Below are 20777 nucleotides of genomic sequence, written 5' to 3'. Positions count from 1 at the left end.
CACTTACCTGTAAATAATGGACTGAATACAAAGAGATTAAATTACCCTAGATTCAATCCCAATAACCAGCATACCGTTAATAAAGGTGATGCACTTTGGTTGCAATTAGCAAATGATACTTTAATTAAAATACACGGTACTGGAATCATTTTATTTTCTGTATTAAATGGATTCACCAAGCACAGTTCAATCAATGCCATTTTTTGATCCCACAAGAAAACGGGCACGCAATATTTATTCCTAAAGATGATCTTACAATATAAAATTTACAACCCTAATAATCTAGATGGCCCACCATTGGTTATGGTGCATGGCTTTTTATGCGCTGGCTCATTCTATTCTAACAATATAACAGTATTTGAAAAACACCATCCAATCATTACCATTGATTTGGCAGGATTTGGCGATAGCGCTGAATACAGTGCGTGTAATAACATAAAAGACATGGCATTAGATGTTTTAGAGACCATAGCAAATTGTGGATTAAGTCATTACTATCTATTAGGGCACTCTATGGGAGGTATGGTTGCCTTGCAATGTGGAGTTTTGACAGCAGAAGATAACAATCAACATACTCCCCAACTACTAAAATTGATCGCATATGCCACTAATAGCAGCGGTGATTTGGGAGAACGTTTTGAAAGCTTTGAACAAAGTAAGGTACGACTGCAAAATAATTACCAATCAGCCAAAGCGGATATTGTTTCTACTTGGTTTATACAAGGAAAGTCAGACCCTAATTTTGAAAGCGTTCTGCAATGCAGTGAGCATGTTAGCTTGCAAAGTGCGCTCAATGCAATACAAGCGATGCAGCATTTCAACATCACATATTTATTGCAAAAGATAACGGCAAAAATACTCATCATCGGAGCACAATATGACCGCACCTATACCCCCAAAAGCATAAGTTTTTTGAGGGCAAATCTACCAAATGCGAATTATAAAGAAATTGCTAACACTGCACACAACGCGCACATAGAAGACCCTAGTAGTTTTGCAGAAATCGTTCTTGCGTTTTTAGCCTCCCGTCCTCAATCCGGCATTGTCAAGTTAAATATTTAGTTACAATAATCATCATGAAACCTTAGTCTAATTTAAAAAAACCATTGAAAACATAAATATTCAATTATTCTGTCTAGAATTTATACTTTCCATAGCAGGTCAAGATTTTTAAATTTTATATGGGATTGCTTCTTTATCTCTTCTAAAAATATCTATCTCAAAAATTCATATCATATCCATAGTAATAGTAATATCAATACTTCATATTGAAGACTTAGCGCTCTACTACCCTTTATTACTCGCTATTCTGGTGGTGGTGGTGGTTGGTAGCGTATTTCAAAAAACAAAGCTGATATTAAGCACGTTTACATAGGGCGTGCCTTTGTTTTATAAAAGATACATTACGCTCTAGATACTTCTCGCCTACGTTTCACTTTAACGACCAAAATATGAAGCCTCTCATCATCTTTTGAACATAAAAGCCTACAATCCCCTACTCTGAATTTATAAAGCCCCGCCTTGTTTCCAGCTAAAGGGATTAAATATTTTTTTGGGTTTACAGATAACTTTTCGCCAATAGCCTTCGTAAGGGTATCGCCAATTTAATTGCCTGAATTTGATAGGATTGGTAGATGAATACATATAAACGACATCGATTCCCGACCGACATTATCAGTTATGCAGTTTGGCTTTACCATTGTTTCAACTTGAGTTATCAAATTTGGGTGATTAAATAGTACATCTAGTCACTGGCAAAAAAGCACTTTGAGACACTTAAATTATTTTGAGCAAACTTTCTCAGATTGAGCCGTCTGAAAAGATATCTGAGAATTAGCATCCCACTGTTGGTGGGACAATTGCCTGTTATGTAAGTCACTGAAATATCTTCAGTTTTAGTTGGCGGAGAGAGTGGGATTCGAACCCACGATGCAGTTTTGCCACATACACGCGTTCCAGGCGTGCGCCTTCAACCACTCGGCCATCTCTCCATAGATAGCACTTCAGTAAAGAAAGTGTATTGTACAAAATCAGACACTACGCAGACAAGGAAGCGGCAATTTCTTTTTGTATCGCCAGTGCTGCATCGCGAGGATTTGCGGCATCACGAATCGGACGTCCCACCACCAGATAATCACCGCCATCGCGGATAATTTGCGTTGGTGTGGCAACGCGCTTTTGGTCATCCGGCGGGCGATTAGTAAGCGGTCGCACTCCAGGAGTGACCACAACCAAATCACTGCCACATGTCCGCCGCAAAGCTGCTACTTCTAAGCCAGACGACACTACGCCGTCACAACCAAGTTTCAATGCCCGTTGCGCGCGCGACAACACCAATTCGCGCACATCGCAAGAAAAACCCAAATCTCGCAAGTCTCCACTGTCTAAACTAGTTAGCGCAGTTACAGCGAGAATTTTTAATTGGGTGCTCCTAGCATCAGCAGCTGCCTGCATAATAGCGTCATTGCCGTGTACGGTGAGAAAGTCGGCGCCAAGTGCGGCAACTTGCGCCGTTGCCCGCGCTACCGTTTCCGGCACATCAAATAGTTTCAAATCCACAAAAACGCGCAACCCGCGTTTTTTTAGTGCCTCCACCAACGTATGCCCATCGCCCGCCGCAAATAATTCCAACCCAACTTTGTAAAAATCGGCGGCATCGCCAATAGCGTCTACTAATGACAAAGCATCATTGGCACTAGGCACATCCAGCGCCACAATCAACCTGCTTGAAGCGGGAATATGCATAGACAGACATTTTAGCATTACCCAAGGCAACGCCTTTATAATCGGCGTGTGAGTGTTTATCCTGCCGGCAAACCGTTTAATGTTGGAACTTTACCCGTATCCTCATTGCACACGCTCGCGTTTTCCGAATATGGTAATCCAAAAGGCAAGCCGGCGGTATATTTACATGGTGGTCCAGGAGCTGGCAGTAGCCCTTCTATGGCAGAATTTTTTAACCCGCAACGCTATCGGATAGTATTGTTTGACCAGCGCGGTTGTGGACACTCAACACCGCACGCCGAATTACGTGAAAACACCACTTGGGATTTAGTCGCCGATATAGAAATATTGCGCCATTATTTGAAAATTGACAAATGGCTGGTTTGTGGTGGCTCTTGGGGTAGCAGCTTGGCACTGGCGTATGCGCAAACGCATCCAAGGGCAGTCAGTGAAATAATTGTGCGCGGCATATTCACCCTGCGTCGCCGTGAATTGCTGTGGTTTTATCAAGAAGGGGCAAATTGGCTATTTCCAGATTTGTGGGAGGAATTTATCGCACCCATCCCACCGGCAGAGCGCGGCGATATCATCAGCGCCTATCACCGCCGATTAACTGGCGATGACGAAAAAATAAAGATTGTCTGTGCTCGTGCTTGGAGCCGATGGGAAGCGGCAACACTATCTTTTTCGCCCAATCCAACACGGGTTGAAGATTTTTCTGATACAGATTTTGCCTTGGCTTTTGCGCGTATAGAAAGCCATTATTTTGTTAACGCCGGCTTTTTTTCCCACGACGGGCAACTACTGGACAATGCATACAAATTAGCTACCATTCCCGGAGTGATTGTGCAGGGGCGCTATGACGTAATAACGCCAGCAAAAACCGCATGGGAACTGTCGCGCCGCTGGTCTCAAGCCAAGCTCATACTTGTGAATGATGCCGGTCATGCCGCCAATGAACCGGGTATTGCCACTGCAATCACCGAAGCAACTGACAACTTTTGCCGCTGACGACGGGAAATTCATGATAGGATTCTTTATCTTAATTGCAAACTTTCAATGGTGACAAACGCATGACATTAAAAAATCGCTTATTTGACATTGTGGGCAACGGCCTAAAAACAATTTTTACACCAATTACCGCGAAGCGCCCAACGCCAGCGGATGAAGCATCGGAAACAGATATGAGTGATGCCGAGCGACGCCACGCAGCGGCATTAATGCGCGTCAATCATTGTGGTGAAGTTTGCGCACAGGCGTTATATCAAGGACAGGCGTTATTTTCTCGTGATCAGAAAATAACGAATGCGCTACAAGAAGCCGCCGACGAAGAAATTGATCACTTGGCGTGGACAGCACAACGTATTCATGAATTAGGCGGGCGGCAAAGCTTCCTCAATCCACTGTGGTACGGTGGTTCTTTTGCCATTGGCGCCGCCGCCGCTCTAGTGTCGGATAAAGTATCGTTGGGGTTTGTGGCCGAAACTGAACAGCAAGTATCAGCACATTTGCAAAGTCATTTGCAAAAATTGCCGGCAAATGACGAAAAAAGCCGCCGTATTGTAGAACAAATGGATGTTGACGAACAGCAACATGCCAGCAACGCGATATCAATGGGTGGCGTTGACCTTCCACCTCCAGTTAAAGGAGCAATGCACTTGTTTGGTCGGTTGATGACGCGTAGCAGCTATTGGATGTAAGCACGTGCGGAACACCTCAACCGCCATGCGCTAGCACCCATTCAGCAAAAAACGTGCAAAGTAATATTTCACCCGATTTTATTGATGAGAAAGCCGCCGGACAAGCACGCGATATTATTCGCAGCTGCGTACACTGCGGCATGTGCTGTGCGGTTTGCCCCACATATGCTCTAGACGGCGATGAGCGCGACAGCCCACGCGGACGAATTTACCTCATCAACGAAATGCTAGCACAAGGGGCACCGTCGGCAATAACACTAAAACATTTAGACCGTTGCCTAACTTGCCGTGCGTGCGAAACCGCCTGCCCATCCGGTGTGCGTTATGGTGAATTACTCGACATTGGCCGTCACGCTGCCGAACCCGCACGAACTCAAGCATCCGTATGGCTACGACGGTTAGTCGGTACCGTTTTGAGCAATCCTCGCCTGCTAAACATGATGGCTGCAATAGCAACAATGGGACGATTTGCGTTGCCCACTAGCTGGCGCGCCCACTTTGAACGCCGCCGCCTGCCACACCCAGTGCGACATTCACGCAACGTCATCATGCTCGCCGGCTGTGCCGAAAGTGCCTTGTCTGCGCAAACTCACGCCGCGCTAGTGGACGTGCTTGGCGCCATCGGTATTGGCGTAATCAATCCACCAAATACTGGTTGCTGTGGTGCCTTGCGATTTCATCTAAATCAGCAAGAAGCAGCACAAGCGGACATGCGCCGCAACGTAGCAGCTTGGGCAACACTGTTGCGTTCAGGAGAAGCAGAAGCGGTAATCATGACCGCCAGCGGCTGCGATGTTATGGTACGAGAATACGCACATCAACTCAATACTCCTGAAGCAGCACTGGTAACTAAAAAAACACTCAATATTATTGAACTACTGGAACAAGAATGGCCCGTATTGCAAACAAAACTATACCCACCAACAAATAAAAAAATCGCTTATCATTCACCATGCACCATGCAAAATGCCCTAGATTTGGGCGGACGCGTGGAAGCATTATTAAGCGCCGCAGGCTACGACATTACGCTACCGACAAATAAAACCCAGTGCTGCGGCTCTGCCGGCACTTACTCTTTACTACAGCCAAGCCGAGCAAAGCGGCTGCGCGCAGATAAAATACGCAACTTGACCGCCTGCGATGGTCAACGTACGGTTACGGCCAATATCGGCTGTCAGCTTTTTTTGACTAGCGGCGGCTTACCGACAATGCACTGGCTGGAATTACTAGCTGAACTAATTGTTGTAAATTTAACCAAAACATGCAAAAAGAACGCCCCTAGTGCATCAATCAAAGTGTGTGATTAATTCTAGTAGTATAATATCAAAGTTTAAGGGAACTATAAGTAATTTTTTTGGCATTTACGGCGAGATGTCATAAAAACGACTTCCTATTATGTGATAAGAGAAATAGCATATGGTTGAAGAAAAAGTATCATCTGACAAAGACAAACGCGCAGATTTGAGTCATTTGGCGCGTACAGTTCAACCAGATATTCCGGAAGTTAAAGCTCGCGTTGATTTTATTGCGCTAATTGAGAATTTTGTTCAATCTATTAAAGACAAAATACAAAAAAGCAAAATAAAAACAATAGCGACGTCGCTCCCTTCACTAAACAAAATAAGCAAAAACAAAACAATTACCATTGCCAGCGGTGTTATATTGCTATTGGCGGTCATTATATTACCTAATATTCAATCGCTTATTCAACGCAGCGACGCCTTCAGCACTTTTGACAAAGGAGATTACGCTACCGCGCTTGGGCAATTTCAAAAGTATCTTGCCGATAACTCGGACGACACCGAAGCTTTATTTTACGCAGCGCGGGCTGCTATAAAAACTGGCAACCATGGCTATGCCGTTTCGGCAATGGAGAAAATTACTCAAACTCAGGATTACTCAACCAATCCGGACTTTCTCTTTAATTACGCATTGCTCGTAGCACCTTCTAACAAAGCACTGGAAGCGCTAAATACACTGATTGTAATGAATCCGGGACATGCTGGCGGGCGGTTATTGCGTGGGATTATGCTAGCTGAACAAGGTGAAGTTCGACAAGCTCGTGAAGATTTCTTACAGGCTGACGATGTCTTGCGTAGCGATCCTGACACTGACGTTGCTGCCATTTATGCTGTACATAAGCGTGTTGAGGCTAATCTCAAATTTAAGCGTGATTACGGCACCCCTTCGCCCGATATAGATACCGTGTTGCGCTGGCGATTGAAAAATGCTTTTGGGGTCGCCATAGGTGCTGATTTTTATATTAATGCTTACGAGTCGTTGCGAGATAGTAATGTTACCGAAAAATTAACGCCCAGCAATATTATTGCCGTACACTACACGCGACTACTTCTTGAAGAAGAAGATTTTAATGAAGCACAGGTAGAAATATCGCAGTTTTCAGAAAGCACATTAAAAAATTCTCCCGCTGCGGCCAGTTTGGTCGGATTGCGCTTAGCGTTGATAGGAAAAACTGAGGAAGCAGCGATAGCATTTCAATCTTTAACGAAGACGTTTCCCAAATCAGCAACGGGATTTATCAATGCCGCCAACAGCATTTTTAGCTCACAACCCACGATTGCGGGCGCAATAAGCGCACTAGCGCTGTTAGACCAAGCGATTAATCTAGAGCATGACAACGCCATCGCCCGTAGTAATCGCGCCGCATTACACATGATGCTTGGCAATTGGGGTCGCGCTCTAGCGGATGTGAAAACAATTGCCAACATTACTGCAGACCAAACACATTTGCTAAAACTACTGTTAGAAATAAAAAATGGCCAAGAAGACATTTCTTCTCTGGCGCAGGCAGTGCCCGAACACGACCTCAGCAAACGTAACGCGCTTGCCGCTCATAGTATTGCCAATGGCGATTACGACACCGCTATATACTTGTTACAACCAACAGAGCAAGACCTCGCAAACAATTTTGACTCGCTGTTGCACTATGTTGATTTGCTATATGATACTGGACTTTACATGCGCGCGCGCAATGTATTACAAGAAGCTCAAAAACGCACACATAAAGACGGGCGAGTTGACTATCAACTAGGTTTGGTAGCGCTGGCAGTTGGCGATATTAATGGCGCTAAAGAACATCTCAACACACTGTCAGAGCAAGAAAGTTACTTACTACAATCCAGCGTTCTAGAAGCACTTATCCTCCATCAAGAAAAGAACAAAATTGGGGCATTAGCGGCATTTGAACAAGGCATTACTGCTACTGAAAATTCATCAAATCAAGCTGAAGCAGCGATGCGCGCAGCTCCGGTGCTATTTGACACAAATACGACTCTATTGCGTGAATTACTATCTGCCGCTGATTCGTTGCCGCCCGCCGGGCGCGCCATGCTAGCACAGCTACAAACAGAAAATGATCCTGCAGCCGCATACTTGCTAGCCAAAAAAGCAGCATCCGAATCGCTGCTGTATGACACACAATATCACGCTGGCTTGGCCATGGTAGCTTTGGGTAATCCTGCTGAAGCTTTGTCCATGTTACAAGCCGCCACCGTTTGGAAACCAGCGGATGTTAATTTACTAGAAATCGTTGCCACACTTCAGGACTCGCAAAATTTGCATGAATTAGCCGCAAAAACCACCGCCGCTATTGATAACATCCGTCATGCACTTAAGGGTGAAAAAATGTCCGTTGAATCTTATCGTGTACTGTCCCCACCTGATGCGAAATTGTCTCAATCCATTGCTGCCGCACTACAAAACGATAGTAACTCCAGCACAGTAATAGCCGGGTTCCAGCAACTATTGGCCGCAACGAAAACAAATGAACAAAAGGCATTATTGCATTTTCAGCGCGGCACTTTTTTTCTGGCGCTACGGAAATATGCCGACAGCGTCGCTGATATTAAACAAGCCCTTGCCCTAAAAGTGGAAAATGAAAATGATGCGCTTTTTTATCTAGCTAAGAATTTTATGTTTCTAAATAAATACGAACAGGCGTTTGCTATCTATCAGCAATTAGCGGAAACATTCCCTAAAACACCACTATACCGCCGCTTAGCCGGTGATGCCTTAGTCAGCAACGAAGATATTGATGCGGCTATTACTTACTTGCAGGAAACCATCGCATTTTTTCCTCTTGACATCCCCTCTTATATTTCACTTGCTGACGCTCATTCCAGAGCAAAAGATACCTCAAGTAGCATTGCGGTATTGCGCCAGGCTGCGCGCGCTACGCCGCTGTACGCACCCATTTACAAAGCATTATACAAAAAACAAACCGCCTTTGATATGTTAGCTGCAAAGGAAAATAATGCAGTGTTGGCCCAACTAATTGACGGGAGTTAAAAATGTCTATCTATCTTAAAACAAAGAAGCTTGAGAAACAGGAAAATAGCTTAGTTTCCTCAGAAACTACTGCTACCCCTTCGTCATCAATACCCACCACACTTGAGCCAATAGCACCAAGGTATGAGCAGAAAAATACACCAGAGGTGCCAGAGGATTTCCCGCCGCCTTCTGATTTTTTCTCCCTTCATCAAAAGACTCTTGTTTTTATCCAAAACAAAAATATCATCATTGCTATTGCTGTCGTATTAGTTTTAGTTTCCGGGGGCTACACTTGGTTTAACCTACGTGCCAATAATTTTCTAAAAGAAGGAAAGGCTGCTCTAGTAGAAAAAAATTACTCAGTAGCACTCGAATCGCTGACCCAATACGCAGAATTTGCCAATCCATCCGAAGAAGAAATTATTCTGCTGGCACGCGCGCAACTAATGTCTGGAAACATAATGCAGGCAGAAAAAACACTGAGACCGTTATCTCAAAAATTTTCCGAATTACCAAAAGCCAGTTATATCAACGCTGCAGCAAACTATGGTAACGCACCTCAAAAAGCCATGTCACTATTGGAAAAAAGCAAATATAGCTCTTATCCACCCGTATATGCATTGCTCGGAATTTTTGCCCTTTTAGAAAACAACCCTGTCATCGCACGCGATTATCTAGAAAAAACCGTTGACACATTATCCAACACAGAACTATCAGTAGAAGAAACGCAAACATTAAACGATCTATTACTCCATTCCTATTATTTTTATTTGCAAAATACAGACGTCAAAATCGGCGAAAAATTCCCGTTGCCATTTGACAAATTAAAAAAACCAATGCCAATAGACAAAAATCTTGGTTTTGCCGTCAACACAGAAGGGTTTAACAATTATTACGGTATACCGCTAAACGTAGAAGCATTGGCTCAACAAGAAAATAGCACGCCGGCCTCCGACATTGTCGCCTTGCAAGCGTTATCTTACGTTATTGATAAAAATCACAAACAAGCCCGTAAAATTATTGTTGAATCAACTGTCGCATCGCAATCTTTACTGTCGCAGTACATTATTGCCTATTTGGACATGGCAGATGGAGATACTCAATCCGCTCAAAAACACTATGAAGAAATTAACCAGCGTACGCCCAGCACGTATTCTTTCGCCTATGCTGCGGGGGCTGCGTGGTCGCGACAGGAGGGAAATTTACCAAATGATGATATCCTGGCAATGTATCAAAAAGCGACAGACACTGATCCAACTAATACTGTCGCATTAAATAATTATGTCTTTTTACTTATGTATGCCGGTAATGAAAAAAAAGCCGCCGAATTAATAAAACAAGCACAAAAACGCAACCTCCTCAATAACGAACTGTTAGCGCTATCTTTCTTACTTGATATTAGCGCACAACGGCAACCAGAAACAACACGCGTTGAGTTGCTTGATGAACTTAGTAACAATCCCGAATCGTCATTGCTACTTAACGCCGCTATCGTATTGGAAAAACTTTCTGGAAATTACGCTGAAGCCGCTACACTAACGCGGAGATTGCAAATATTGTTACCAGAGGAACCTCGTGTGGTAGATACTCTTGCTGACTTGTATGAGCTTCGTCAACAACAACTCCTTATGATAGACACCTTAGAACAAGGGTATCGCAAGTTTCCCTTTGATGAGGCTATTTTGAACCGCCTGTTACTAACATATGCAAAAAATGGTAGTCGCCAAAAAACATATAAATTACTTCAAGTATCTTCTTTTCAGCTTAAGGATGAATCAATAGGGTTGCATGCCAAAGCTCTTCTTGATGTTCGAAATACTCCCTCCTCTACCTCAGGGATGGAACAAGCAAAATTAGCTATAGAAAAAGCTCCCACCGCACAGCGTAAAGCCGAAATCGCCAATGATTTCGCACACATTTATCTTGATTACAATTTTATAGAAAGAACCTCATATTTTTATCCTTTTATTGCAGAAGCGGCCAAAACGGGCAGTGTCGTTGATGATATTGCACTACGTGCGCTTGACGCACGCCTCAAATCAGCATCCGCCGCCGATAATATTAACGCTGAAGAAATACGAGTTATCTTACAAGAAGCAGAAAAGCACCACCACGTTATTGCGCAAGTTGATGCCTGTTTAGCGTTAGCTGCAGTTGGCGACAGCAAACATGCCATTAACCACTTGAAAAATATGCGTAAAAAACAGAATGCCTCAACTTCTATATTACGGGCACTATTAAATGTCTATAAGCAAAGCAATGACGCGAACAATGCCGAGCGCATAGAAGCTCGCATTGCGGTTCTTGAACAACGTCTGCCTCGCGACACCGCAGAAAAATTATCAAAGAAAAATCAGAGTGCAGAGGCTATTTTTGTAAACTACACTGATGAGAGTGAATTTATAAAAAGCATTGACCAAGCGGTGGAAGAAAGAGATTTTAATAAAGCCATTGATTTGTATACACAGTTGCTTTCTCACGAAACCATTCGTACCAAAAATCCGGCACGTACCTACCAAAACCGCGCTGGGTTTTATATGGCCATCGAAAATTATGTACGCGCAGCGGAAGACTATGCAAAAGCACTAGAAATCGGAAAATTAAATTTGTCCAGCGAAAACATCGTACGCCACAATTATGCAAGAGCATTATTTAGCATTAAAGACTATAGGGGCGTTGTAGAACAGTTAGAATTGTTACTTCCCGCCAAAGCGCCAGAAGACCTAAATTATTTGAGGCTCTTGGCTTTCTCTCAGCATCGGCTGTCCAATATGGATGCATCCATTGACGCTTACCTGAAAATCATAGAAAAGTACCCTGAACAAATTGAGAGTTATTTAAGAATTGCTGCTATTGAAGTGCAGCGTAACCGCGCTATTGAAGCAGTCAGTATACTCAATCAAGCGTTGGAAATTGAGCCACGCAACGTATCAGTTCACAAAATGCTGTCTGGCATATATATCTCAGTGGAAGAACCTGAAAAAGCGCAACGACACCTTAATATTGCCAAGCAAGAAGGTAGTCAATAAATTACCGCGGCATTAACTATTTGAAATCGCTACGGCCAACTGTCTCAAAAATTTTTGTTTACCCATTTTCAAAGCTACCGCTGGCAACCATCTTGATTCATTAAAAGATGCGGTGAGCAGATTCCACCATCCTCCTTGCCAATTACCTTCAGCGTACACCGCCAACGCTTCGGCAACATTTTTATTTTTATCTAAGCATTGCCATAACAATTCGGCATCCAACAATCCCAAATTTAATCCTTGCCCCGCCAATGGGTGAATAACACGCGCGGCATTGCCGACAAATGCCAACCGTTGAGTCACACGCACAGCACGACGCATCGAAAACAACGGGAAAGAAAACATTGTCGCATCTACCGCTTCCAAAGGCATATTAATGTGTGCCGCCGCCGCTGCCACTACCGCTTTGCTGCCTTTGGCCAGCAGCGTGTGTACTTGAAGTTCTGACAATGACCATACCAGTGAAAACAAGCCACCACCCAGTGGTAATAACGCTAGCACATTACGCTGAGAAAACCATTGCGCTGCACAATCATCATCCAAAGGCGCACGTAATACCATGGTCAACGCGCGCTGCTCAAAAGAGTGTACCGCCGCACCGACTGATGCAGCAGTAGCTACTGCCGAGCGAGCACCGTCGGCGGCAATAAGCAGTTCCGTCTCATAATGCCCGCCATCACTCAAGAATAATCGTCCAGTTTCTAAAGAAACTTGATAATCAATAATACGAGAATCCTTAGACAGCGTGCGACAGTTCACCTTTTCATCTAATATCCGCGCTTGCAGGCATTCCAACAACGCCGATTCTCTTACAATATGGCACAGCACATCTACACCAACTGCAGAAGCATGAATATTTATTTGTTCATTATCTGCTGTTAGCAAAAAGCGCCGAACTGGATTGCCTATAGGAAGTGCGCCTATCCGTTGCAAAAAAGCGGATGCTTTACCTCCCAAAGCATAAACTCTGCTAGATTTTTGTGCCGGCAAGGACAATAACATTGCAGTTTGAGGACGCGCCAACGCTAGTGTCATGCCCACTGGCCCACCACCGACAATAAGCATACCGTTCATCCAAACAAATCGCGCAACTGATAGTACAGCATAGCCAAAACTAGCAATGGCGTGCGAAATGTGTTGCCTCCGGGAAAGGGCCGGTGACGAATGCGGCTGAACACGTCCAACTTTTCCGTATCCCCCACAATAGCGTCAGCTAGAATTTTCCCAGCAAACCCCGACAATGCCACACCATGCCCTGAAAAACCTTGCGCATAATAAACATTGTTGCCTTGTCGCCCGATATCGGGAAAACGATTAATGGTAATGGCAACAGCTCCTCCCCACACGTAATCCAATTTTTCTCCAATTAATTGTGGAAACACCTTTTCCATACGCTGGCGAATGCAGCCTGCCAAATCGGAAGGAGTACGATTAGCATAATCTACCCGTCCGCCGAATAGCAGACGAGTATCTGCACTACAGCGAAAATAGTCAATGACAAAATTCATATCACATACGGCACGTTGATTGGCAATCAAATTTTCTGCTGCTGCCGCTCCTAATGGTGCTGTTGCACCAATACACGTACTCGCCGGCATAACACGCGTGCGCAAACGAGGGGCGATTTCCAAATAAGCATTGCCAGCAAAAACTACTTGCCTGCAGCACACCATACCTGCAGCTGTTTTGACTTCAATATTGTTACCCATATCAACGACCGATAAAGCTGGCGATTGTTCGTGCAGGCGCACACCGGAGGCAAGAGCCGCATTGGAAAGACCCAACACATATTTGAGCGGATGCAAGTGGCCGCTTTGTTCATCCACCATCGCACCACAATAACGGCGGCTGGCAATAGCGGCACGTGTTTCCGGCAAATCCAGCAAGCGCAACGGATAGTGATAACGATTAGTCAATGTGTTGGCGTGCTCTTCTAACTCTCGGCAATGGCGGGCGTGAATAGCTGCCAGCAAATAGCCACTACGCCAGTCACAGTCAATAGAATATTGTTGCCTACGAGCGTGCAACAAGGAAATTGCCTCACGCGTCAAATCAAAAAGATATTTCTCCGTCACACCAGCTTGCCGAGCTGGACCGGCAAGCGCGTCGGTGGAATAACCACAAATACATTGTCCGCCATTACGCCCCGATGCGCCCCACCCTACCCGTTCGGCCTCTAACAATATAACTTTCCGACCAGCCTGCGCTAATTCCAATGCACAGGAAAGACCGGTAAAACCGCCACCAATAACGCATACATCAGCATGCACTTCACCCGTTAGCATCGGCTCCGAAGGCGGTCGGGATACACTAGCCTCATAATAAGAGTTAATTAATTCCATGAAAAAATCCGATTAGTTAAAAAGCATGACGGTATTATCGCGCACCCAATCTGCAATATCGGCTGCTGCATCAGCCACAGCGTTTGAAGTAATAGTCGCACTACTAACACCGTCAATAGCACGCAAAGCTCCACCACGTGAATGTAAAAAATCACCAATACCTGGAGTTTCACGATGTTGGACGATACGAGCACCAAGTCTCTCACCTCGCAAATTATAAGCAATAATAAAAATAATATCACCGCCGTATCCCTGTGCTACAGCTTTGACAACCACTGCCGTCAATTGATTTTTATAAACGGCTTTCCACACGACATTAATAGTTGCCGTCGGGAAAACAACGAGAATGGATTGTCTAGTCGAAATAATATCATTATCATACGGCGTGTTCTGCAGTGCCTCATTCACTAATTCTTGTTCATAATTTAACCGATTGTTATGAATGGTATCTTCCCATAAAGCATGAAGTCCCGACAATGTGGCTAATGCTAACGCTAACGACACTGCCAATGCTCCTGCGTGTTTCAGCGCCATCGCACTATTCTATCCATAAGTGGTGCCAGCATGTTACAAATAAGAATGGCAAAAGCAATGCCATCGGTATGCTGTCCATCGGCGCGTAGCCATACAACTAATGCACCTGCCGTTAATCCATATAACCACTTGCCACGTACGGTAACAGCAGCAGTAGCTGGGTCAGTAATCACAAAAAATGCAGCCAGCAGCGTACCACCCGCCAATAGCGTATCTGCACCGCCCACCAGCACCACTCCCAGTAAAAAAGCTGATGTCAGCCGCCAATCTGCCGCTCGCCTCAGAAATAAAATAGCCCCTCCGATAATGCACGATAGTGGAAAAATAATCGTTATTACAGGTACTGCCACACCCATTTGTCTGGCGGTAAGCGGAGTAGGACTACTAATGGCATCAGCACCACCAAAAACAACATTTAGTACCGACGCCGTTGCCCAGCCATCAAAGTCTGCCGGAAAAGACACCAGTGCTAAAGCATAACCAGCCATAGCAGGATTGAAAGGATTATTGCCCAACCCACCGTAGCAATGTTTAGCCAGCACCATAGCAAACGCGCTTGCCGCAATCGACACATACCAAGGCGTCAGTGGCGGCAATGAAAGACCTATAATTATTCCTGCCACAATAGCAGTACCGTCCACTAAGGTTGCTGTTACCGGCTGTCGCCGCCAAACGAGACACAGTGTTTCAAACAGCAAACAACCACCAATCGCCAGCACTACCTGCAACAATGCACCAGCTCCGCGTTCATATATAGCTGCCACCACAACCGGCAGAAGCGCGGCAATAACTGTCCGCATAAGCGCTGCCGTTTTCATAAAAAAATTATACTCCGCACTATATAACGTTGTGCGTAACCTCCCCTAAAAAAAACAAAAATCATCAAAGAAAACTCCGAAAACAGAATATAACCGCTTTACTTTCGGTTACGAAAAAATAGAATTGTCATGAAAATAAATTATTGCCAAAAAACACATTGTTTTTCTTTGATTTGTGTATATAATCCCGTATCTTGCCGCAACGCAAGAAAGTTCATTAACAATCAACACAGCCAGTATGCGCGGACGCCGACTTGGACACAAGAAATCGGCGTCTTGCAATCTTGCGGATGCGGATATTTTTCGCATCGGTATAACAGTAAAAAATGACGCCAACCATTCATTCTCTAACTGAAGAGTTTGATCCTGGCTCAGATTGAACGCTGGCGGCACGCTTTACACATGCAAGTCGAGCGGCAGCGCAGGGGTGCTTGCACCCCTGGCGGCGAGCGGCGGACGGGTGAGTAATGCATGGGAACATACCCAACAGTGGGGGATAACCCTGGGAAACCAGGACTAATACCGCATAATCTCTACGGAGGAAAACGGGGGATCGGCTTGCCGGCCTCGTGCTGATGGAGTGGCCCATGTCCGATTAGCTTGTTGGCGGGGTAACAGCCCACCAAGGCGACGATCGGTAGCTGGTCTGAGAGGATGATCAGCCACACCGGGACTGAGACACGGCCCGGACTCCTACGGGAGGCAGCAGTGGGGAATATTGGACAATGGGGGCAACCCTGATCCAGCGATGCCGCGTGAGTGAAGAAGGCCTTCGGGTTGTAAAGCTCTTTCGCAAGGGAAGAAACGGCGAGAGTTAATACCTTTCGTCACTGACGGTACCTTGAGAAGAAGCACCGGCTAACTACGTGCCAGCAGCCGCGGTAATACGTGGGGTGCAAGCGTTAATCGGAATTACTGGGCGTAAAGCGTGCGTAGGCGGCTATGCAAGTCAGATGTGAAAGCCCCGGGCTCAACCTGGGAACTGCGTTTGAAACTGCATGGCTAGAGTTCGGCAGAGGAAGGTGAAATTCCGTGTGTAGCGGTGAAATGCGTAGAGATACGGAAGAACACTAATGGCGAAGGCATCCTTCTGGGCCGATACTGACGCTGAGTCACGAAAGCGTGGGGAGCAAACAGGATTAGATACCCTGGTAGTCCACGCCCTAAACGATGCCCGCTAGCCGTTGGGAGGCAACTCTCAGTGGCGAAGCTAACGCGTTAAGCGGGCCGCCTGGGGAATACGGTCGCAAGATTAAAACTCAAAGGAATTGACGGGGACCCGCACAAGCGGTGGATGATGTGGTTTAATTCGATGCAACGCGAAAAACCTTACCTGCTCTTGACATGTTCGGAATCCTGCAGAGATGCGGGAGTGCCTTCGGGAACCGGAACACAGGTGCTGCATGGCTGTCGTCAGCTCGTGTCGTGAGATGTTGGGTTAAGTCCCGCAACGAGCGCAACCCTTGTCGTTAGTTGCCATCAGGTTATGCTGGGCACTTTAACGAAACAGCCGGTGACAAGCCGGAGGAAGGTGGGGACGACGTCAAGTCATCATGGCCCTTACGAGCAGGGCTACACACGTCATACAATGGTCGGTACAATGGGTAGCCAACCCGCGAGGGGGAGCCAATCTCAAAAAGCCGATCGTAGTCCGGATTGTAGTCTGCAACTCGACTGCATGAAGTCGGAATCGCTAGTAATCGCGAATCAGCATGTCGCGGTGAATACGTTCCCGGGTCTTGTACACACCGCCCGTCACACCATGGAAGTGGAGGATACCAGAAGCAGGTAGTTTAACCCGCAAGGGAGAACGCTTACCAAGGTATGTTCCATGACTGGGGTGAAGTCGTAACAAGGTAGCCGTAGGAGAACCTGCGGCTGGATCACCTCCTTTCTAAGACCATTCCAAGAAAGAAACGACTTTTTTTTATTTTTTGCAAAGAAAATTAAAAAATTCGTTTCCCTCGGCGTCCGCTCATACCGGTTATGTTTGATTTTTAATAATTTTAGTTTTTAATTTATCGTATTTTTTTCCGCGTCTATTCTGATGGCTATACAACCAAGCCAAGATAAACGAGATTGAATCGTAAAATACAATTTTATGAGTTTAGGCAATATTTCACACTCGTAAAATATTCATTAACCATATCCTATAGAAGATTCTCGCTAGAAGCGTGTCTTTTTTAGGAGATTTACGGATTACGGCAATGTAGCTAGCATTTCATAATTCCTTTTCGTCTGTCTCATGTACTATGCCTCCATCACACGACTTGGTGAATAACTTACATGTATGTATAATTTTTTCGTTATACATTACAAATAGCAGGAGAAAAAATGAAATTCCTTATTGGTTACATAAATAAAATCTTTTTAGCAACTATCCTTATGGTTGCCACATTTTCGGTGTTACCCGCAAGCGCAGCTTGTGGAAAAATCGTAATTGCCGACATGAACTGGGCGTCCGCAACTTTTATGGCGCACATGGATAAAATGATTTTAGAATCCGGATTAGGCTGTGAAGTGGAACTGGTCCCCGGCGACACAATGCCCACAGGCACCTCCATGGCAGAAAAAGGTGAGCCTGATGTAGCTCCAGAACTCTGGGTAAACGCCCTCAAAGAAGCGCTGGACAAATCAGTATCTGAAGGACGATTGGAATATGCCGGACGTTCGTTGCTAGAAGGTGGTGAAGAAGGTTTTTGGGTACCTCGCTATATGGTAGACAAAAATCCCGAATTGGCCACCATTTCTGGAATTAAAAGAAACGCTAAACTGTTCCCCAATCCCGAAGACAAGTCACAAGGTCTATTAATGGGTTGCCCCGCTGGTTGGAATTGCCAGATTACGACTGGTAATTTATACAATGCTTTTGATCTAGAAGAAGCAGGATTTGTTCTCGGAGATCCGGGGTCCTCAGCAGGATTGGACGGCTCACTAGCCAAAGCCTATGAGCGCGGTGAACCTTGGTTTGGATACTACTGGGCACCAACAGCTTTTCTTGGTAAATTCGACATGGTCAAAGTAGATTTTGAAGTATCACATGACAAAGAGGAATGGGACAAATGCACGACAATCCTTGATTGCCCTGCCCCCAAACCAAACGCGTGGTCACTTTCCGAAGTATTCACCGTTACCACTACCGAATTAAAAGGAAAATCCCCAGAAGCTTATGCTTATCTTGCCAACCGCGGCTTTAAAAATGATTTCATGAACAAATTTTTGAAATGGATGGATGATAATCAAGCAACAGGCGAAGAAGCAGCCGAACATTTTCTAAAAAATAATGAAGATATTTGGTCCAAGTGGGTATCTGCTAAAGTTGCCACCAATATTAAAGCAGCTCTTTAATTTTTTATTAAAAGCCCGCCAATCAATAATCGGCGGGTTTTTATACTTATGGCTGAAAAAAACAACGTTTTTTTTGATTTTCCAGAAATGGATGTTGAGCTATTACGCTCAATAAAAAAAAGTATTGATGCCAGTTATAAAAATTTCTCTCGCGAGTATGGTGAGGGAATTGAATCTTTTTTTGATCCTTTATTGCAGTTTTTGGTTTTTTTTGAAAAACTGCTAATTGCCACTCCTTGGCCAATATTGATTATCGTTTTCTGTGTATTAGCCTATTTAGGAAGCCACAGTAAGAAAGTAGTAGTCGGAGTTATTTTATCTTTTTTCGCTATCGGCTATTTTGGCATGTGGGACAATACCATGCGCACCATCAGCATCATTGTCGTATGCACATTCATGGCTGTTTCTTTGGGCATCCCGATTGGTATTGCGATGGCTCGATCCGACCGGGCTCAATCCGCTATTACGCCCGTTCTAGATATTATGCAAACGATGCCCTCTTTTGTCTATCTCATCCCCATTGTCATGCTATTAGGCATCGGCAAAGTTCCGGGAGTTATTGCCGTGATAATTTACGCTATTCCGCCAGTAATTCGATTAACCAATCTCGGAATCCGCTTAGTAGACAAAGAAGTACTAGAGGCCGCGGATGCTTTCGGCGCCAACACCTGGCAGAAACTAACTCGAGTGCAATTCCCATTAGCACTACCAACTATTTTTGCTGGCATTAACCAGACTATTATGATGGCACTAGCCATGGTGGTCATTGCATCCATGATCGGTGTAAAAGGGTTGGGACAACCAGTGCTCAAAGCAATTACCAACCAGTATTTTACCTTGGGTGTTTTTAATGGTCTTGCCATCGTAGCACTTGCGATTATTTTTGACCGCGTTTCCCAATCCTATGGCAAGCGTATTCAAAAACATTTGTATGGGGCCGTTAATGGCTGATATTAAAATCGCCATTAAGTCGCTATATAAAATTTTTGGCGCGTCTCCGGAAAAAATGGTTAAACTTGTCAAAAAAGACCTCAGCAAAGAAGATTTACTAGAAAAAAATAATCATGTGCTGGGGTTAAATAATATTAACTTGAACATATATGAGCGAACCATTCATGTCGTAATGGGACTATCCGGATCTGGAAAATCAACGTTAATTCGTCATATCAATCGCCTCATAAACCCTACTGCTGGCAGTTTGATAATAGGTGATGTTGATATACTCTCACTAGATAAAAAACAATTACTGAAATTTCGCCGTAGTGAAACAGCAATGGTTTTTCAAAAATTCGCTCTGTTACCGCACAAAACTATTATTGAAAACGTATCTTTTGGCTTGCAAATTCAAGGCGTCAGCATCTCCGATTCTCATAAAAAAGCCCAAATTTGGATTGACCGCGTCGGTCTGTCCGGCTTTGAAAAACATTATCCACAACAACTATCCGGCGGAATGCAACAACGGGTAGGATTGGCTCGCGCACTGTGCAATGACGCCGGCATACTACTCATGGACGAAGCTTTCAGCGCTCTTGACCCACTGATTCGCAAAGACATGCAAGACATGTTATTGCAATTACAGTCTGAACTTCATAAAACAATCGTCTTTATTACCCACGACTTAGACGAAGCATTGCGATTAGGTGATTGCATCAGCATTCTCAAGGATGGTAATTTAGTCCAAAATGACAAACCTGAAGACATCATCGTCCGCCCAGCGGATAAATATGTTGCCGATTTTGTCAAAGACGTCAATCGTCTCAAAGTATTGCGCGCCAAAACTATTATGACTAACCTTAGCAACGCAGAAGAATCTAGCACTTCTGCGCAGCGCCCCTATAGGGCGCATGAAGACACTAATATTGAATTATTCTTACCTCACTTGCTGAGTGGAGAATATGACAGTGTTGAAGTCGTAGATAACGACGGCAATATCCGCGGTCACATCACAGGAAAAAATATCTCCCTATATTTAAGCGCTAACAAATAACCGAA

At 44.7% G+C, this 20777-nt stretch carries 14 protein-coding genes, 1 tRNA gene and 1 rRNA gene; 10 read left to right on the top strand and 6 right to left on the bottom strand.

Annotation, left to right across the window (positions count from 1 at the left end):
* The first annotated feature begins 246 nt into the window (after positions 1–246).
* A complete protein-coding gene (locus NQX30_07360; protein MDM5148173.1) occupies positions 247–1062 on the top strand; it encodes an alpha/beta hydrolase in 816 nt (271 codons plus the stop codon).
* 838 nt (positions 1063–1900) lie between these two features.
* On the opposite strand, the gene NQX30_07355 is transcribed toward NQX30_07360, so the two are convergent.
* Positions 1901–1991: transfer RNA gene (locus tag NQX30_07355), tRNA-Ser, on the bottom strand.
* A 46-nt stretch (positions 1992–2037) separates the two neighbouring features.
* The gene (pyrF, locus tag NQX30_07350) at positions 2038–2763 is read right to left on the bottom strand and encodes an orotidine-5'-phosphate decarboxylase (protein MDM5148172.1); all 726 of its coding nucleotides are present in this window, start codon (positions 2761–2763) and stop codon (positions 2038–2040) included.
* 30 nt (positions 2764–2793) lie between these two features.
* Here pyrF and pip point away from each other — a divergent pair, with 30 nt between their 5' ends.
* The 5 genes from pip to NQX30_07325 all read left to right on the top strand — a co-directional run bounded on the left by pip (position 2794) and on the right by NQX30_07325 (position 11743).
* Complete coding sequence (gene pip / locus NQX30_07345; protein ID MDM5148171.1) at positions 2794–3735, top strand: prolyl aminopeptidase; 942 nt, start codon at positions 2794–2796, stop codon at positions 3733–3735.
* A 62-nt stretch (positions 3736–3797) separates the two neighbouring features.
* Entirely contained in the window at positions 3798–4424 is a 627-nt protein-coding gene (gene coq7, locus NQX30_07340) for a 2-polyprenyl-3-methyl-6-methoxy-1,4-benzoquinone monooxygenase (protein MDM5148170.1), read from the top strand.
* Between the two features lie 53 nt (positions 4425–4477).
* The gene (gene glcF / locus NQX30_07335) at positions 4478–5731 is read left to right on the top strand and encodes a glycolate oxidase subunit GlcF (protein MDM5148169.1); all 1254 of its coding nucleotides are present in this window, start codon (positions 4478–4480) and stop codon (positions 5729–5731) included.
* Between the two features lie 109 nt (positions 5732–5840).
* A complete protein-coding gene (locus tag NQX30_07330) occupies positions 5841–8732 on the top strand; it encodes a tetratricopeptide repeat protein (GenBank protein MDM5148168.1) in 2892 nt (963 codons plus the stop codon).
* 2 nt (positions 8733–8734) lie between these two features.
* The gene (locus NQX30_07325; GenBank protein ID MDM5148167.1) at positions 8735–11743 is read left to right on the top strand and encodes a hypothetical protein; all 3009 of its coding nucleotides are present in this window, start codon (positions 8735–8737) and stop codon (positions 11741–11743) included.
* A gap of 12 nt (positions 11744–11755) precedes the next feature.
* Here the strand turns inward: NQX30_07325 and NQX30_07320 are convergent, their stop codons facing one another.
* The 4 genes from NQX30_07320 to NQX30_07305 are packed head-to-tail and all read right to left on the bottom strand — an operon-like array spanning position 11756 to position 15437.
* On the bottom strand, positions 11756–12817 hold the full coding sequence (locus tag NQX30_07320) for an FAD-dependent monooxygenase (GenBank protein MDM5148166.1): 1062 nt from the start codon (positions 12815–12817) through the stop codon (positions 11756–11758).
* Positions 12814–14085 carry an FAD-binding oxidoreductase gene (locus NQX30_07315; GenBank protein ID MDM5148165.1) on the bottom strand — a complete coding sequence of 424 codons (1272 nt, stop codon included), beginning with the start codon at positions 14083–14085 and terminating at the stop codon, positions 12814–12816. Before NQX30_07315 ends, NQX30_07320 begins: the two co-directional genes overlap by 4 nt.
* 12 nt (positions 14086–14097) lie before the next feature.
* Complete coding sequence (locus NQX30_07310; GenBank protein ID MDM5148164.1) at positions 14098–14619, bottom strand: FMN-binding protein; 522 nt, start codon at positions 14617–14619, stop codon at positions 14098–14100.
* Complete coding sequence (locus tag NQX30_07305) at positions 14610–15437, bottom strand: RnfABCDGE type electron transport complex subunit D (protein ID MDM5148163.1); 828 nt, start codon at positions 15435–15437, stop codon at positions 14610–14612. Before NQX30_07305 ends, NQX30_07310 begins: the two co-directional genes overlap by 10 nt.
* 348 nt (positions 15438–15785) lie before the next feature.
* Here NQX30_07305 and NQX30_07300 point away from each other — a divergent pair.
* The 4 genes from NQX30_07300 (at position 15786) to NQX30_07285 (ending at position 20772) form a co-directional block, all read left to right on the top strand.
* A 16S ribosomal RNA gene (locus tag NQX30_07300) occupies positions 15786–17331 on the top strand.
* Positions 17332–17771: 440 nt separating this feature from the next.
* A complete protein-coding gene (locus NQX30_07295; protein MDM5148162.1) occupies positions 17772–18785 on the top strand; it encodes an ABC transporter substrate-binding protein in 1014 nt (337 codons plus the stop codon).
* A 48-nt stretch (positions 18786–18833) separates the two neighbouring features.
* On the top strand, positions 18834–19736 hold the full coding sequence (locus tag NQX30_07290) for a proline/glycine betaine ABC transporter permease (protein ID MDM5148161.1): 903 nt from the start codon (positions 18834–18836) through the stop codon (positions 19734–19736).
* Positions 19729–20772 (top strand): ATP-binding cassette domain-containing protein, encoded by a 1044-nt coding sequence (locus NQX30_07285; GenBank protein ID MDM5148160.1) that lies wholly within the window; start codon positions 19729–19731, stop codon positions 20770–20772. The genes NQX30_07290 and NQX30_07285 overlap by 8 nt, the downstream gene beginning before the upstream one ends.
* The last annotated feature ends 5 nt before the right edge of the window (positions 20773–20777 follow it).

Source organism: Candidatus Persebacteraceae bacterium Df01 (assembly GCA_030386295.1).
Lineage (GTDB): Bacteria > Pseudomonadota > Gammaproteobacteria > Tethybacterales > Persebacteraceae > Doriopsillibacter > Doriopsillibacter californiensis.
The sequence above is the reverse complement of the archived record's forward strand: the minus strand, read 5'-3'. Positions and strand labels throughout refer to the sequence as shown.